The organism is Alkalibacter mobilis, from assembly GCF_015594845.1.
Lineage (GTDB): Bacteria > Bacillota > Clostridia > Eubacteriales > Alkalibacteraceae > Alkalibacter > Alkalibacter mobilis.
This window is the reverse complement of record NZ_JADNRK010000002.1, coordinates 55,976-72,717: the sequence shown is the minus strand read 5'-3', so window position 1 is coordinate 72,717 and position 16,742 is coordinate 55,976. Positions and strand designations below refer to the sequence as shown.

Below are 16,742 nucleotides of genomic sequence, written 5' to 3'. Positions count from 1 at the left end.
TTTGGAGGTGTGACTTATTTTATACAACAAACTGGGTCAAACCGACCTTAGCGTTTCCAAGTTGTGTTACGGAAGCCTGACTTTGGGCCCCTTGCAAGCCGATCTTGATACAGACCTTGCAGCTGAACTTATCGCCCATGCCTCGGATAAGGGAATCAATTTCATCGATACGGCCGCTCTTTACGGCAATTACGAACACATAAAAAAGGGAATCAAAAAAAGCAGAAAAGATTGGATCGTTTCTTCAAAATCTTATGATTACGATGCCAAAGGAATGAAAGCAAGCCTTGAAAAGGCAAGGGTAGGTATGGACAGGGATGTTATAGACTTGTTCATGCTTCACGAAACGGAAAGCGAACACACGATCAGGGGTCATTGGGAAGCCTTCGAATACCTTTTAAATGCCAAATCAAAAGGCATGGTTAGAGCTGTGGGAGTGTCAACTCACAGGATAGAAGGGGTTAGAGGTGCCAATAAGTTCAACGAGATCGATGTCATCCATCCCATTTTTAATTTTACGGGACTGGGTATAGAAGACGGATCTGTAGAAGAAATGGAGTCTGCAATAATTGAAGCCCATTTGAAGGGAAAGGGAATTTTTGCCATGAAGCCCCTGGGTGGCGGAAATCTTATAAGTCAAAGGGAAATTGCCTTCGATTTTTTGAAAAGCAAGAATTTCATTCATTCCATCGCCATAGGAATGCAGTCCTTTGAAGAAATTGATTACAATGTTTTAATGATAAAAAATCAAAAAATACCCGAAGATGTTATTGAAATTACGGGAAATAGGGTAAGAACCCTTCATATTGACGAATGGTGCAACGGCTGTGCAGAGTGCATAAAAGTATGCGGTCAAAAGGCTTTAAAAATAAAAGACGGGCGATCCACGGTGGATGTAAATAAATGCGTGCTTTGCAGTTACTGCAGCAGTGTTTGTCCGCTGTTTTGCATAAAGGTGGTATAATAATGGAAAGAATGATGGGACTTGATGTTGGAGACAGGACCATAGGTATAGCCTTGAGCGATCCACTAATGCTTACGGCGCAAAGCCTTAAAACTATAAAGAGGGGCTCTTTAGACCGAGACCTTGAGGAACTTAAAGAAATAATCGCAGAAAAAGGTGTAGGTACCCTGGTAATAGGTATCCCCAAAAATATGAACGGCACCATTGGATCCCAGGGACAGAAGGTAATAACTTTTTCAAATTACCTGAAAAAACGTCTCCAGGTGGAAATTGTTCACTGGGATGAAAGACTTACAAGTAAGTTTGCTGAAAACCTCATGCTTGAGGGCGATGTAAAGAGAAATAAAAGAAAAGAAAAGATTGATATGATGGCTGCGCAAAATATTCTGCAAAGCTACATGGATTCTATAAACAACAAAAACAGGAGGAATGAAAATGAGCAACCATAATCACGATCACGATCATGAACATGAAAACACCATATTTTTGGTAGATGACAACGGGGAAGAGATAGAATTTGAAATTATTGTAACCCTGGAGTACAAAGGTGCGGAATACGCACTGCTTAAAAAACCCCACGATGAAGAAGACGACATGTTCGCCTTCAGGATCGAAGAAGATGAAGAAGGCGAGATACTCATGCCTGTGGAAGATGATGAGGAAATAGCCGCAATTCAAGAAATTTACGACCAATTGTCTGCCGAAGAAGAATAAAAGGAAATCCGGGGGTTGTCTTTTGTGGATGACCCCCTTTCTTATGGCACCTTGACAAAACACGTATAAACCTGTAGAATTTAAATGATAACAATTATTAATTGATAAAGCAGGTGAACGAATGCCTATTGAAAAATATAAGGAAATACTTAGGGAAAACGGCTACAAGCTTACCCCCCAGAGAAGACACGTTATTGATGCAATCATAGATAAGAAAGATTGTCACATGAGTATTGATGAAATTTATAAAGTCGTTAAGGGCAATTGTCCTGAAATAGGCATCGCAACGATTTATCGCACAGTACAACTGTTTGAGGAGATAGGTATCTTGTCAAAACAGTATTTTGACGATGGATGCCACCGATATGAAATATCTGACGGAAGCAGGCATCATAATCATCATCATTTGATTTGCAACGAATGCGGGTCGGTAATCGAAATACAGGATGAGTATTTCGACGCATTGGAACAACACATAGAAAAAGAAAAAAAATTTAAGATAACGAATCACAACGTAGTATTTTTTGGCATTTGCGAAAATTGCCGTAAAAAGAGCGGAGATAGTTGATCGAAAGGAGAATATTTTTGGCTAACAAAAAAAACAACAAATTAAAGGTTATACCCCTCGGAGGACTGGGAGAAGTCGGAAAGAACATCACGGTATTCGAATACAAGAGGGATATAATAATCGTGGATTGCGGACTTACGTTTCCAGATGAGACGATGTACGGAATCGATGTAGTCCTGCCTGATTTTACGTATTTAATCAACAACAAGGACAGGATAAGGGGGATAGTGGTAACTCACGGTCACGAGGATCATATCGGAGCGATACCATACCTTCTAAAAGAGATGAATGTGCCTATTTACGGCACCAAGCTTACCATGGGGCTTATCGAAAACAAATTGACGGAACATGGATTGCTTAGAGATTCAATAAGACATGTGGTAAGGCCAAAGGACAGGATAGACCTTGGTGAATTTAACGTGGAATTTATCAGAACAAACCACTCTATAGCTGACTCTGTAGCAGTCTGCATCAGATGTGACGCGGCCACAGTAGTCCATACGGGAGACTTTAAAATCGATTATACACCAATCGATGAGGAAGTTATTGACCTCGCCAGATTTGCGGAAATCGGAAGCGAAGGTGTAGATCTGTTGATGGCAGACAGCACAAACGTAGAACTCCCGGGATTCACATTGTCTGAAAAATCAGTGGGAAAAAGATTCATCGAACTATTTGACGGAGTACAAAGCAGGATAGTGGTGGCAACATTTGCATCAAACGTCCACAGGGTGCAGCAGATAATCGATGCTGCAGTAGTTCACAACAGAAAGATCGCAATCAGCGGAAGAAGCATGATAAACGTTTCAAAAACGGCTCATGAACTTGGCTATTTGAACATTCCGGATGGAACTTTGATAGATATAAGGGATATAAACAAGTACGATCATTCGGAAATAGTCGTGATCTCCACCGGAAGCCAGGGGGAGCCCATGGCCGCCCTTAGCAGAATGGCAGTTGGTGAATTCAGACAGTTTTCCATTACAGCTGGAGACCTTGTAATACTTTCAGCTTCCCCGATCCCGGGAAATGAAAAAATGGTAGGTCAGGTCATAAACAACCTGTTCAAATTGGGCGCCGACGTTATTTATGAAAAACTGGCCGAGGTTCACGTATCCGGCCATGCCAGACAAGAAGAGCTGAAGCTTATCCATACGCTTATAAAACCCAAATTCTTCATACCTGCCCATGGAGAGTACAGAATGCTCAAGCATCATGCGGAACTGGCTCAAAGCCTGGGCATGCCCGAGGAAAACACTTTGGTTGTAAACACCGGCTCAATAGTAGAAGTGGACAAGAACTCATGCAGAGAGATCGGAAGAGCTCCGTCAGGGATCGTATTGGTAGACGGCCTTGGAGTCGGAGATGTGGGAAACATAGTATTGAGAGACAGAAAGCATCTTTCGGAAGACGGGATTTTTATAGTAGTTGTAACCATGAGCAAAGGAAAGACCGTTGCAGGACCGGACGTTATTTCCAGAGGATTCGTATATGTAAGGGAATCTGAAGCCCTTATAAATGAAGCCAGAAATGTGGTAAAAGCCGCACTGATGGAATGTGAAGAAAAGAAAATCACAGACTGGAACAAGATCAAAGGAGCAGTAAGGGATTCCCTGGAGCGCTTCCTTTACGAAAAGACAAAAAGAAGACCGATGGTGCTTCCAATATTGATGGAAGTATAAAATATGATGCGATGTGCCTTAAACGGTGCATCGCTTTAGCTATGAGGAGGATCAGGAAATTGAAAATTTATGATGAAGCGCACATGCTAGCAAAGGCAATCAAGGAAAGTCCCGAGTATAAAAGGATGAAAGAAACCCAGGAAAAGGTCAGAAAGAATCCAAATGATTGGGAAATGGTCACAGATTACATGAAAAAACAGATGGAAGTCCAGACAATGCAAATGATGGGACAGGAACCAACTGAAAGCCAGGTCGAAAAATTCAATCAAATGACTTCAGCTTTGATGGCAATTCCTGCAATCGCAGAATACTTTCATGCCCAATACACCTTCTCCAACATATATCAGGATGTCATGAAGATAATTACGGAAGGCCTGGATTTGGGATTGTAAGATGGGTCTGATAAACCAAAGCTACATAGAAGACTATATAAGAGATCTACTCCCAAAGAGGGAGGGGATCCTAAAAGAACTGGAGGACTTTGCAAAAGAAAATTCCGTTCCCATAATCCATCCCGAAGTGGCAAAACTGATTGAAATAATTTTAAAAACGGGCACGTATAAGACTATCCTGGAAATAGGCACTGCCATTGGTTATTCTTCCATACTCTTTGCCAATACAAATCCTGATATCTGTATCGACACCATGGAAATCAACGAGGACATGATACGGTTGGCCTTAAACAACATCGAAAGGGCTTCCTTGACGGACAGAATAAATATAATACCCGGTGATGCCACAGAAAACATCAAAAAAATCGATAAAAAGTACGATGTGATATTTTTGGATGGAGCAAAGGGACATTATATACACATTCTTGAGGAATGTATCTCCCTTTTGAATCCGGGAGGCATGATAATTTCGGACAATGTTTTGTTTAGAGGCATGGTTGCATCAAACGAACTGGTGAAAAGAAGAAAAATAACCATAGTCAAGAGAATGAGAAAATATCTTGAGGCACTCAGCAGCGATTCGAGACTTGAAACTAGTGTAGTGCCCATAGGGGACGGCCTTGCACTCACTTTGGTCAAGGAATCATAAATAGATGAAATCAGAGGTAAAAATCATGAAAAAACCTGAACTGCTTGCACCTGCAGGTAATTTGGAAAAATTAAAATTCGCACTGGCTTATGGTGCAGATGCCGTTTATATGGCCGGGCAGGCCTACGGCCTTAGGGCCAAGGCGGGAAATTTCACTAAAGAAGAAATGCAGGAGGGTGTAAACTACGCCCACGACCTTGGAAAAAAAGTATATACTACACTGAACATATTTGCCCATAATGAGGATTTTGAAGGTCTGGAAGAATATATCGAAGATCTAACAAGATTGGAAGTTGACGGAGTCATAGTTGCCGATCCGGGTATTTTAAGTATTGTTAGATCCGTTGCACCGGATTTAAGGGTATCTCTAAGTACCCAGGCCAACAATACAAACTACCGAAGTGCAAAATTCTGGTACGACAACGGAGTGGGGAGGATAGTTCTGGCAAGAGAGATGAGCATAGATGAAATAAAAGAGATAAGGGCAAAGACTCCCTTGGATCTGGAACTTGAAGCATTTGTCCATGGAGCTATGTGCATGTCTTATTCCGGTAGATGTCTGCTAAGCAACTACATGGCCAACAGGGACGCCAATCGGGGAGACTGTGCACAACCATGCAGATGGAACTATACCCTTATGGAGGAAAAACGACCTGGTGAACATTTTCCCATCTATGAAGATGAAAGAGGGACTTATATATTCAATTCAAAGGATCTTTGCATGATCCACAGGATCCCGGAGCTTGTAGGGGCGGGAATAGACAGTTTTAAAATAGAGGGCAGGATGAAGAGCCTTTATTACGTTGCAACGGTTGTTGGAGTGTACAGAAGGGCCATTGATGCTTATTTTGAAGATCCAAAAGGGTACGTGTTTAATCCCGAATGGTTTGAAGAATTGCAGAAGGTTAGCCATAGAGGTTATACTGAAGGATTTGCCTTTGAAAAACCCGGATTCACCGAGCACAACTATTCTACAAGTTCGTACACGAGAAATTATGACTTCACGGGTTCTGTCCTGGGTTACGACGATCAAACAAAGCTGGCAAAGATAGAAGTTAGAAACAAGACTTTCTCGGGAGAAACTTTAGAGTTGATGTCTCCCGGCAAAGCGCCCAGAGAATTTGTTGTTTCAAAGATAATTGATGAGGAAGGTAATGAAGTGGAGAATGCTCCACATCCAAAGCAGATAATCTACGTTCCAATGGAAGAAAAACCCACACAGTGGGATCTTCTCAGAAGAGAAAATAAAAAGGGGGAAGCCCAATGATATCACCTGCAAAAAAAAGAATTGCCCTGGTAGCTCACGACAACAGAAAACCTGCTCTTTTAGACTGGGTGAAAGAAAACGCCGACAAATTAAAAAATCACGAACTTTGCGGAACCGGCACCACATCAGGCATGTTGTCAAGAAATACAGGTCTTAAAATAAAAGCCTACAAAAGTGGACCACTTGGAGGAGATATCGAGATCGGCGCCAAGATATGCGACAATCAAATCGACTTGCTGGTTTTCTTTTGGGATCCATTGACAGCTCAACCCCACGACCCGGATGTCAAGGCACTTTTGAGACTTGCGGTTTTGTATGACATACCTGTTGCCATGAATAAAACTTCGGCAAATTACCTTATAAGTTCAGATTTGATAGACATTGAATACGAAAGGCACGATATGCAGAAAGAGACGATTTGATTCGTCTTTTTTTATTTACCAAAATACTTGATTATTAACCAGATCTTTCTCTCCGCAAGCTTCGATCAAGATGACGATAAATATATTTTCCGTCATTCTGAGCTTGTAAGCAACGTCATCCTGAGTGTAGCGAAGGATCTCCACAAATACTTAGATTCTTCACATTCGTTCAGAATGACGTTCCATATTGATTCGTCATCCTGAGCCCGTTGAAGGATCTCCTCAAATACTTAGATTCTTCACATTCGTTCAGAATGACGTTCCATATTGATTCGTCATCCTGAGCCTGTCGAAGGATCTCCTCATCTATGCTTCACGTCATCCTGAGCTTGTCGAAGGATCTCCTCATGTATGCCTGTTTTCTTTAACAGCGAAATATCTCCACAATAATTACCGATTTAAATTTAACGATTTAATTTTGTCAATATTAAATATAATGTTATAATATATTAAACACTTATAAAAACAGAAAATTTCGATTGCGGGTGATAACGTGAGAAGCACAAAAAGAATCGGAGATATTCTTATAGCAAGCGGCAAATTGACCCAAGAGCAACTAAACGACGCAGTAAAGCTTCAGCAGATAAAAAAGAAAAAATTGGGCGAATTGCTCATCGAAGAAAAATTCGTCGAAGAAGAAGACATTATAGATGCCCTGAGGCACCAACTGGGAATACAGCGTGTTGATTTTGAAAATACTTATGTGGACAAGGATGCGGTAAAGTCCATACCTTACGTATTGGCAAAAAAACATGTTACCGTACCTCTTTTCTATGACAACAGCGACAACATGGTGGTGGCCATCAACGACCCACTGGACATCATAGCTCTTGACAACCTTAAACTGGTTACAAAGAAGAACATAATACCGCTTATAGCTACAAAGAAAGAGATCATTGACCTAATAGAAAGGTTTTACAATACCGACGATGCAGCCAGGGCCGTAGAAGAGTTCAACAAATCTCAAAGCCTTGATACCATCGAACAGGCGGCACAGGAAAATCTGGAACAGATCAACAACGCACCTGTAGTAAGACTTGTAAACAATATAATCGAAACAGGGGTAAGAAGCTCCGCAAGTGACATCCATATAGAGCCCTTTGAGGACAGGATAAGGGTAAGGATGAGGGTGGACGGTATCCTCCTTGAAATGATGAAACTGGATGTGAGGACCCACAATGCCATAGTCAGCCGTATAAAGATACTAAGTGATTTAAATATTGCAGAAAGAAGGCTTCCCCAGGACGGAGCCATTGTAATGAAAATAGACAACAGGGACATCGACTTCCGTGTGTCAATATTGCCTACCATATACGGCGAAAAAGTCGTTATACGTATATTGGACCAGGCCCAGTTCCAAATGAGGATGGAAGATCTGGGTTTTACCGAAGAAGAAATGGTCTTGATAGAAGATTTTATCAGTGCACCCCATGGTATCATACTTGTAACAGGACCTACGGGAAGCGGTAAGTCAACTACCCTTTATACGCTTCTTAGGAGCCTTAACACCATGACGGACAACATAATAACTGTAGAGGATCCTGTAGAATACAAATTGGACGGAATAAATCAGGTTCAGGTAAATACCAAGGCGGGTCTGACATTCGTTGCCGGACTCAGATCCATACTTCGTCAGGACCCTGATATCATAATGATCGGAGAGATCCGTGACGTTGAAACTGCAGAGATCGCCATAAGATCCTCCATTACAGGTCACTTGGTATTCAGTACCATCCATACTAACGATGCAGTAAGCACAATAAGCAGGCTTTTAGACATGGGAATGGCCCCATATTTGGTGTCATCTTCCATATACGGCATAGTTTCGCAACGGCTTGTGAGAAAATTATGTCCAAGATGCAAAGAAAAACACGAAGCAACTGTTCATGAGAAGGAATTGTTGGGTATAAACCCTGAAGAGGAGCTAATCATATACGAGCCGAAAGGCTGCATGGCCTGCAATAATACAGGCTATAAAGGCAGAATGGGTATCCACGAAGTACTAAAGGTAAACAGGCATATGAGAGAGCTCATTACAGCTGGGGCAACATACGATCAACTTGCAGATCAGGCCAAGGCGGACGGCATGATACCACTTATGCAAAACGCAAAGGATCTGATATTGCAGGGAATCACTTCCATAGAGGAAACACTTGAAATCACTTTCTTTACGGAGGAATAATAATCATTAGGGGGATGGATTATGAAAAGCGACATTTACGAAATGCTGAAGACTACTACAGAATGCAAGGCGTCCGACCTTCATATTACCGCAGGTCTGCCACCCATGGTAAGGATCGACGGATCATTGAAACCACTTGTCAACGAAGAACCATATACTCCGGATGAAACCGAAAGTCTGATATTTTCCATCATGGACGATCAGCAGATAAAGGTGCTTCAAGACAAGGGTCAGGTAGACTACTCCTACAGCCTGCCCGGCTTCGGAAGGTTCAGGGTAAATGCCTTCAGACAGAGAAACAGTTACTCCATGGCATGCAGGGTCGTAGGTTCAAAAATACCTACGCTGGAAGAACTTAATCTTCCCGAGACTCTGGCGGAACTTACAAGGCTTAACAAAGGTCTCATACTTGTAACGGGACCTACGGGAAGCGGAAAGTCAACCACCTTGGCATCAATGATAGACATCATCAATCAGGAGAGAAAGTGCCATATACTGACACTGGAAGACCCTATCGAGTATTTGCACAAGCACAAGAGCAGCATGGTAAACCAACGTGAGGTAGGGCACGATACCAACAATTACAGCGAAGCCCTTAGAGCGGCTCTTCGTGAGGATCCTGACGTTATACTGGTTGGAGAGATGAGAGACCTCGATTCCATATCCATCGCTCTAACGGCGGCAGAGACCGGTCACCTTGTACTTTCAACTTTGCATACAGTCGGTTCTGCAAAGACCATAGACAGGGTAATAGACGTATTTCCACCTCACCAGCAGCAGCAGATAAAGGTCCAGCTTTCCACCGTACTTCAAGCTGTAATATCCCAGCAATTGATTTCCAAAAAAAATCAATCTGGAAGGATAGTAGCCCTGGAAGTAATGGTAGCCAACCCGGCCATTAGAAACCTTATCCGTGAGGGCAAGACCCATCAGGTCAACTCCATCATTCAGATGAGCGGTAAGCTCGGCATGGTAACTATGGACAATTATCTGTTCGACCTGTACAGCAAAGGGCTTATCAGCATGGATAATGCGTTGTTCTATTGTCTGGATCAGGAGAACATGAGAAAGCGATTTATCTAACGAGGGGGGAGCATTATGGCCACATTCAATTATACAGCCAAGGACATGAGCGGAAACACCATAAACGGTACATTCGAGGCTGCCAGCAAAAATGAGGTGATAGGCCTCATTCGCGAGAAGAAATACATACCCGTAGACATCCGCGAGGAAAGAAGCGGAACCAAGTTGAACAAGGACATCGACTTTTTCGAGAAAAAAGTAAAACTCAGAGATCTTGCCCTTTTCTGCAGACAATTTGCCACTACATTAAGGGCCGGCATTACAGTTACAGACAGTTTGGACATACTAAAAAAGCAGTCTACCAACAAGAGACTTAAATCTGTTGTTGAAGTACTACATGAAGACGTACAGAAGGGTAATGCACTCTCCTATGCATTTTCAAAAGAACCCAAGATTTTTCCGCCGTTGCTGGTAAACATGGTGGAAACCGGCGAGGTCAGCGGAACCCTGGACGCAGTAATGGACAAAATGGCAGATCATTTTGAAAAAGAATTCAAGATAAACCAGAAGGTAAAAAGCGCCATCACTTATCCAATCGTGGTGTCAGTTGTGGCTGTAGCTGTAGTAGTAATGCTTTTGACATTTGTCGTGCCTACATTTGTACAGATGTTTGCAACCTTTAATGCACAACTGCCGCTACCTACAAAGATTTTAATATCCATAAGTGAAACACTCAAGAGTTTCTGGTACATCTATATTTTGGTAATAGGGGTTGCGATTTACCTTTATAAAAAATACAAGGAAACGCCGGAAGGAAGATTGAGGGTAGACAGGATAAAGCTTAATATGCCCGTCTTTGGAGATCTTAATACCAAAGTAGCCATGAGCAGATTTGCCAGCAACCTTGCTGTTATGATCAATTCAGGTGTAGACATCATCCAGGCTGTAGAGATAGTCCAGAAAGTAGTGGGAAACGATTATTTAAAAACCAGACTTGAAGACGTAAAGGACGGGATAAGAAAAGGCTACGGCATAGGAATGACCATGGAGCAAAACGGTGCTTTCCCTCCGCTTGTCTATCAAATGATAGATGTAGGGGAGAGTTCGGGTACTCTTGATTACGTATTGGACAAGGTTTCAGACTTCTACGAGACAGAGGTGAACACAGCAATAAGCCAGCTTACCACAATCATTGAACCGCTCATAATAGTGGTTTTGGGTTTTGTTGTGGCGTTCATACTGATATCCATGCTTCTACCAATGTTTGACCTGTATAATATAATATCATAAAAAAAATTACAATTTTGTGATTGAAGTTATTAAAAAATGGATATATAATATTCATGATTAATAAAATAAAATTAATGAGGGGGATGTAAAGATGTTGGAACTAAGAAAGAAACTTAAAAAGAACAGAAAAGGTTTTACGCTTATTGAATTGATTGTTGTTATTGCCATTTTGGCTATTTTGGCGCTGTTGGCAATACCGAGGTTTGCAACTACACTAGAAAATTCTAAAGTCAAAACCGACGAAGCAAATCTTAGGGTTATTGCGAGTGCTGCTCAGTTGCACTATGCTGAAGTAGGTTCATACCCCGCTGATGTCGATGCATTAGTTACGGGTAAATATTTAGATGTTGCGCCAACAATTCAATCGGATACCTACAATGGATTAGGCTTTGTTATTGACGGTGCTACAGGTGTTGTTACTATCGAATGACAAAAAATAAGTAGCACTTGGTTTATTTGAAACTGCAAGTTAACTTGCAGTTTTTTTAAATTCATTTGGAGGATACTTATGCATCAAAAATCGATAGTCAAAAAAAAAGGTTTCACATTGATAGAATTAGTAGTAATTTTAGCCATACTATCCTTGCTGGCTGCAATGGCATCCATTTACGCATCAAACATCCTGCAAAAATCTAAAGACAGGGTAGACATTTCAAACGTATCCTACCTTAACAGTGCAACAAGAGTCTACAGAGTCGAGACCGGCAACTGGCCTGATCAGGCAACAGATCTGGTTTCAGATTATATCGACTCCATACCCGTTTCTCCAACCGGAGGAAGTTATGAATATGATGGGGTGGATCACGAGTTTAGTTACGTGGAACCGTAAATCCGGGTGAAAGTCTAGAAAGGTGTGTTTCTCATGACGAGAAATCAGGAAAGGCTTCTTTGGCTGCTGCTTGTTGGCATCGCTGCTTTTAACAAGACCGACTATTTTCTTACCCTGGACGCTCTTGACAAGGGCTACAAGGAAGCCAATCCGATCCTTTCGCCGTTGATAGGGACTTATGAATTTCCACTGGTCAAGCTTGTACTGGTTCCACTGTTATTGATACTGGTGTGGCTCATGCGTAATCGAATTGGCGATAAATTGATAAGATTCGTCTGGTTGCCCTTTATCGGCTATTTTTTGCTGATGGTTTATTTTCGAATTTTCATCGTATAAGCAGTGCTTGCGAGGATATTTTTTCCTTTTTTAAAAAGGATTTTTTTGATTTACGGTATATTATAATATTAAGCATTCGATTTTCTGCTTTAAACTTTATGTTTTTCACTTTATACTTTCCACTTTCAACTTGATACTTTGAACTTTAACAAGAAAGGACACGTCAAATGGACTTATACTTTAAATTCGTATTTTTTCTTCTTGGCCTAACCATAGGCAGTTTTCTAAACGTTGTAATATACCGTATTCCCGAAGGGGAGTCCATAGCACAGCCACCGTCTCATTGTCCTTCCTGTGGCACCAGGCTTAAGCCTTTAGACCTTGTTCCGATTTTTAGCTGGCTTTTCCTTAAAGGCAGGTGTAGACATTGCAGTACGAATATTTCCCCAAGATATGCCCTTGTAGAGCTTCTAACGGGCATTGTGTTTCTTTTTACGTACATAAAATTTGGTCTTGACTGGTACATTATTGTAGCCTTTGGGTTTATGGCTGTTTTGATAGCCATGACATTCATAGACATGGATCATCAGATAATACCCGATGAACTGAATATTTTTCTTATCGTATTTTTTGTAGCAACGAACCTTTTCATATCATACATTCCATGGAAGGATGCAATATTCGGAGCATTGATTGGATTTGCACCTCTATTTCTTATTGTTCTTCTTACCGGAGGATCCGGTATGGGAATGGGAGATGTCAAATTGATGTTTGCCCTTGGCCTTTATCTGGGATTCTGGAATTCAATACTCACTGTATTTTTGTCTTTTATTTACGGAGGTGTTTTTGGCGTACTCCTGCTTGTGACAAAGATCAAAGGCAGAAAAGACGCCATACCGTTCGGTCCATGGATTGCTCTGGGAGCAGTCACAGCCTTTTACTTTGGAGCTGGAATAATCGGATGGTACATGGGGATGCTTGTTTGAACCGGGGGAAAAGGGGTTTTACCTTGGTTGAACTGATCGTTACGATATCTCTTCTGGCAATTTTAATCTCCATTGGATCAATAAATTCAAAAGCAGTTGCATCTATCAGGGACAAGTACAACTTTGAAACCCAGGTAAAAACTGTTTATCAAACCTTCAAGGAAGAAAAACAATCTGCCATCCTTGACGGACGAAAAAGGCAAATCTACATTTTCAAAAACTACATCTATATTCAAACCTTCGATCCCGAAGGAATAAAAACCCAAAAGATAAACTTTGAACATGGCATGACTGTAACCACCAATACCTATTCCGGTTCCGCACTAATATTCAATCCTGTGGGAACTGTAAACAAAGGTGGTCAGATAATATTTTCAAGCAAGGGAGGGGATAAACAGACCATCGTGGTACAGATAGGCTCAGGGAGAATCTATCTGAAAGAAGGGTGATAATGAATCTTAAATCACGTATTGGATCCACGTATATCGAAATCATCATATCTTTATTTATTATTGGCATGATTTCCGTAGTTTTCATCTCGGCCCTGAATCTGACTTTGGGAACTTTGAAAACATCTACGGATCGCTATGCTCTTATTCATCAAAGTGAAGAAACAATGGCGGCCATAAAGGATGAGATAAAAAATAAAGCATCTACAGAGATGACGGATGAGGCAATGGAATATTTAAATGTGAAGTACAGCAGCAATGAAATCAAAGCCGAAATCTTTTCCAAACCAGCAAACCCGGGAGCATATGATATATATGTTTCTTATCGGGTAAAGGATTACAACGAACAAGACCGACTTTATACAAGGGTTTATCTTGAATAACTCAAAGGCGGGCTACACCCTCATAGAGCTGGTAATAAGCCTGGGTTTGGTCGTAATGGCCATTGGCGTTGGAGGTTCGATGATCAAGACCCAGTTTTTTTCGCTGGAGACCATAACCAGTAAAATCGAGGCGGAAAACTTGGTCAGATACCCGATGACAGTCCTTGAAAAGCAAATCAAAGATACTGACCTTGTTTATGTCTATAACGATATAGTTTATTTCAGGGACATGGAATCTAATGCTTATTTCAATAACTATGCTTTATCCGGGGACATGGTGTACAAGTACAAGACCTCTGAAACTCTTGGAAGCATAGGTATCGGAGGGACTTCTCAGTTTGCAGACAGCCTTTCGAACTTTGAAATCACAAGTTTGCCTGACGGCAGGATCCGGGTTTTTCTTGAGAGTACCTTCAACGGCAGGACTTTTTCGCAAGAGAAATTTCTTTCATTGGATTGTCCGGTGTACACAATTGATTAAGTTTGGTTTAAAGGAAAAAGACGGCGGGATACTGATTTTAACTTTGATAATAATTTTACTGTTGGAAGTGCTTGTAATATCCTTGATGCCACTGTCCATGATGCAACACAAATCCATTTTGAACTACAGAGATCACATTCAGCTGGAAAAACTTGCTGAAGCCGGAAAAACGGAAGCTTATTTGAATGCAAAAGACGATTGGAGTGAAAATCTTCAAACAGACTGGGTCCATGTCGAAGGCATAGGCTATTACAGTGTAACCACCTTCGATGATGGAGCTGATACAAAAAAAATATTGATCAAGGTAAAAGATTCAAATATCGAGAGAAGTTATGAGGGACGCATCTACAGGCAGGTCCCCGAAAATAATTTCGCAAATCTCCTGAAGTACACACTCTACTCCGATTCGGAATTGTTGATCGGAGACATCTCCAAAATAAGAGATCAGATGCAGTCTGAAGGCGTAGCTGTAAATGGAAATTTAAAAATTAAAAATATTAGGGACCCAAATAGTTTAAAACTTAACGTTAATGGAAATATATATACAGAGGAAGGCATAGGAAAAAGTTTCATAAGTCAATATCCTGTTTCAAGGGATGTTACACCCAAATTTCTAGTAAATTCAATTTATCAATATAAAAATTTACTAATTTCTGAATTTGGTGATAAAATAGAAGTAACAGAAAATATGTCTTTTTCAATATTCGACCAAAATTATTTCGACAAGGGTTGTGATGTTTTCTATTTTGATTCCATCGACGACCTGAAAATAACCAATGCGACATTCAATGGTGTGTTGATCATTGACGGATGCAATCGTGTCCGGATCGACAATCTGAAGCTTGACGGCGTATTGATGGTTTTCAATGCAGATATGGTAGATCTGGCAAATACCGCAATTAACGGTGCAGTCGGACTTATGGGAACCCATATGGAAGAACATCTCGATCTCGAAATCAATTACGATTACAATAATCTGGAAAGTTTAAGGGATTATTTAGAATTTGATTTTGGATCCGTGGACTTCGGAAATTATATTTACAGTATATCGAAATTGACAGAGGTCGGATAAATAAGCGTGGCAGGGGGGATGCACATGTTTGGCAATAAAAACAACATCACGGTTTTTGACTTTGGCAGCAAGAGCACGAAAGTGCTGTATGCTACCGTAAAGGACAAAAGTATTCATGTGGAAGACTACGAAATCATCGGGACTCCGCAGGGAGCCATCAAGGACGGCAAGCTCAATGACGTCAATTCAGTCGTCAATATGCTGTCTACTCACCTGAAAAGGATGAAGGGCAACGAGAACCGGTTATTGCTTGCTTCCAGCGAAGTTGTACTACGAACCTTTGAAATGCCCAAAATGGGAACCAAGGAATTAAAAGAAGCCGTCAAGTATGAAATGTCCGTATTGTTGCCTGAAAGCCTGGACCACTTCGTTGTGGATGCCAGCATAATCGACGAATACGACAGGATCAGCGAAGACGGAAAAGAAGTAAAGATGAACCAGCTTCAAGGAGTCGCCGTAAACAAGAAGATAGTAAACGATTATCTTGATTTTTTCAACAAGCACGGCGGCAAGATTTCAGTGGTTGACGTGCAGTCAAATGCCGAGATCAAACTGTTTACAGGCAATAATCCGAACATCAGCCCCAAAAATGATGCTGGCGAGGATTGCGGAGACATTGCCATTATCGATTTCGGACATCAAAAGACAGGCATCACCATACTTGAGGACAAGAAATTGTTTCTCCACAGGACTCTCCACAAGGGAGGATTTGATATCACCAATATCATTTCGGAAACCCTTGATCTGCCTTTTGATGAAGCTGAGAAGTGGAAGCATACAAACGATTTCGAATTTTTGAAAAAGAATTCCATGAATGAAGTGGAATCCATACTTTACGATGAGATATCAAATGTTTTCCACGACATCACCATGGAAATATCCCAGATAATAGAATTTTTCATTTCCATGTCAAAACAGAAAAAGCTTGATAGGATCTATCTGGTGGGTGGAGGATCTCTCATCCCGGGATTTACGGACTACATCCATAGATATGTGAACATTCCTGTTGAATTGGTCCTTGATTTGGACAATGTCACATTCAAGAATCTCAGGAATCCATCCCATGTCGCATTATTGGCTGACAGCATAGGCGCAGTCATAAGGAGGGTATAG

Annotated in this window: 22 protein-coding genes; 21 read left to right on the top strand and 1 reads right to left on the bottom strand. The window is 41.2% G+C overall.

Annotated features, from left to right (window positions below; all coding sequences use genetic code 11):
- Positions 1-61: 61 nt before the first annotated feature.
- From IWB18_RS01365 to IWB18_RS01325, 9 genes are all read left to right on the top strand, one after another.
- A complete protein-coding gene (locus IWB18_RS01365) occupies positions 62-964 on the top strand; it encodes an aldo/keto reductase (RefSeq protein ID WP_332310644.1) in 903 nt (300 codons plus the stop codon).
- Positions 965-966: 2 nt separating this feature from the next.
- The gene (gene ruvX / locus IWB18_RS01360) at positions 967-1,413 is read left to right on the top strand and encodes a Holliday junction resolvase RuvX (protein ID WP_195681793.1); all 447 of its coding nucleotides are present in this window, start codon (positions 967-969) and stop codon (positions 1,411-1,413) included.
- A complete protein-coding gene (locus tag IWB18_RS01355; RefSeq protein WP_195681792.1) occupies positions 1,400-1,678 on the top strand; it encodes a DUF1292 domain-containing protein in 279 nt (92 codons plus the stop codon). The genes ruvX and IWB18_RS01355 overlap by 14 nt, the downstream gene beginning before the upstream one ends.
- Positions 1,679-1,799: 121 nt before the next feature.
- A complete protein-coding gene (locus tag IWB18_RS01350; RefSeq protein WP_195681791.1) occupies positions 1,800-2,246 on the top strand; it encodes a Fur family transcriptional regulator in 447 nt (148 codons plus the stop codon).
- A 17-nt stretch (positions 2,247-2,263) separates the two neighbouring features.
- Positions 2,264-3,928, top strand: coding sequence for a ribonuclease J (locus IWB18_RS01345; RefSeq protein WP_195681790.1), 1,665 nt, complete (start codon positions 2,264-2,266; stop codon positions 3,926-3,928).
- A 59-nt stretch (positions 3,929-3,987) separates the two neighbouring features.
- On the top strand, positions 3,988-4,320 hold the full coding sequence (locus IWB18_RS01340) for a YlbF family regulator (RefSeq protein ID WP_195681789.1): 333 nt from the start codon (positions 3,988-3,990) through the stop codon (positions 4,318-4,320).
- Position 4,321: 1 nt separating this feature from the next.
- On the top strand, positions 4,322-4,969 hold the full coding sequence (locus IWB18_RS01335) for an O-methyltransferase (RefSeq protein WP_195681788.1): 648 nt from the start codon (positions 4,322-4,324) through the stop codon (positions 4,967-4,969).
- A 25-nt stretch (positions 4,970-4,994) separates the two neighbouring features.
- The gene (locus IWB18_RS01330; RefSeq protein ID WP_195681787.1) at positions 4,995-6,236 is read left to right on the top strand and encodes a peptidase U32 family protein; all 1,242 of its coding nucleotides are present in this window, start codon (positions 4,995-4,997) and stop codon (positions 6,234-6,236) included.
- Positions 6,233-6,658 carry a methylglyoxal synthase gene (locus IWB18_RS01325; protein WP_195681786.1) on the top strand — a complete coding sequence of 142 codons (426 nt, stop codon included), beginning with the start codon at positions 6,233-6,235 and terminating at the stop codon, positions 6,656-6,658. The genes IWB18_RS01330 and IWB18_RS01325 overlap by 4 nt, the downstream gene beginning before the upstream one ends.
- Positions 6,659-6,673: 15 nt before the next feature.
- Here the strand turns inward: IWB18_RS01325 and IWB18_RS12545 are convergent, their stop codons facing one another.
- On the bottom strand, positions 6,674-6,802 hold the full coding sequence (locus tag IWB18_RS12545; RefSeq protein WP_269747889.1) for a hypothetical protein: 129 nt from the start codon (positions 6,800-6,802) through the stop codon (positions 6,674-6,676).
- 349 nt (positions 6,803-7,151) lie between these two features.
- Between IWB18_RS12545 and IWB18_RS01320 the strand changes: the two genes are divergently transcribed.
- The 12 genes from IWB18_RS01320 (at position 7,152) to pilM (ending at position 16,742) form a co-directional block, all read left to right on the top strand.
- On the top strand, positions 7,152-8,840 hold the full coding sequence (locus tag IWB18_RS01320; RefSeq protein WP_195681785.1) for a GspE/PulE family protein: 1,689 nt from the start codon (positions 7,152-7,154) through the stop codon (positions 8,838-8,840).
- Between the two features lie 21 nt (positions 8,841-8,861).
- A complete protein-coding gene (locus IWB18_RS01315) occupies positions 8,862-9,923 on the top strand; it encodes a type IV pilus twitching motility protein PilT (protein WP_195681784.1) in 1,062 nt (353 codons plus the stop codon).
- Between the two features lie 15 nt (positions 9,924-9,938).
- Positions 9,939-11,153: a type II secretion system F family protein gene (locus IWB18_RS01310; protein ID WP_195681783.1), complete on the top strand. Its 1,215-nt coding sequence runs from the start codon at positions 9,939-9,941 to the stop codon at positions 11,151-11,153.
- Between the two features lie 91 nt (positions 11,154-11,244).
- Positions 11,245-11,583, top strand: coding sequence for a prepilin-type N-terminal cleavage/methylation domain-containing protein (locus IWB18_RS01305; RefSeq protein WP_195681782.1), 339 nt, complete (start codon positions 11,245-11,247; stop codon positions 11,581-11,583).
- Positions 11,584-11,661: 78 nt separating this feature from the next.
- Positions 11,662-11,982 (top strand): type II secretion system protein, encoded by a 321-nt coding sequence (locus IWB18_RS01300; protein ID WP_195681781.1) that lies wholly within the window; start codon positions 11,662-11,664, stop codon positions 11,980-11,982.
- A gap of 33 nt (positions 11,983-12,015) precedes the next feature.
- Positions 12,016-12,318, top strand: a complete 303-nt coding sequence (locus tag IWB18_RS01295) for a DUF5658 family protein (protein ID WP_195681780.1) — start codon at positions 12,016-12,018, stop codon at positions 12,316-12,318.
- Positions 12,319-12,485: 167 nt separating this feature from the next.
- The gene (locus IWB18_RS01290) at positions 12,486-13,244 is read left to right on the top strand and encodes a prepilin peptidase (RefSeq protein WP_195681779.1); all 759 of its coding nucleotides are present in this window, start codon (positions 12,486-12,488) and stop codon (positions 13,242-13,244) included.
- Entirely contained in the window at positions 13,241-13,693 is a 453-nt protein-coding gene (locus tag IWB18_RS01285) for a type II secretion system protein (RefSeq protein WP_195681778.1), read from the top strand. The genes IWB18_RS01290 and IWB18_RS01285 overlap by 4 nt, the downstream gene beginning before the upstream one ends.
- Positions 13,694-13,695: 2 nt before the next feature.
- Positions 13,696-14,076 carry a hypothetical protein gene (locus IWB18_RS01280; RefSeq protein WP_195681777.1) on the top strand — a complete coding sequence of 127 codons (381 nt, stop codon included), beginning with the start codon at positions 13,696-13,698 and terminating at the stop codon, positions 14,074-14,076.
- Positions 14,069-14,557, top strand: a complete 489-nt coding sequence (locus IWB18_RS01275; RefSeq protein ID WP_195681776.1) for a hypothetical protein — start codon at positions 14,069-14,071, stop codon at positions 14,555-14,557. Before IWB18_RS01280 ends, IWB18_RS01275 begins: the two co-directional genes overlap by 8 nt.
- A complete protein-coding gene (locus IWB18_RS01270) occupies positions 14,550-15,629 on the top strand; it encodes a PilX N-terminal domain-containing pilus assembly protein (RefSeq protein ID WP_195681775.1) in 1,080 nt (359 codons plus the stop codon). The genes IWB18_RS01275 and IWB18_RS01270 overlap by 8 nt, the downstream gene beginning before the upstream one ends.
- Before the next feature lie 24 nt (positions 15,630-15,653).
- Complete coding sequence (pilM, locus tag IWB18_RS01265; protein ID WP_195681774.1) at positions 15,654-16,742, top strand: pilus assembly protein PilM; 1,089 nt, start codon at positions 15,654-15,656, stop codon at positions 16,740-16,742.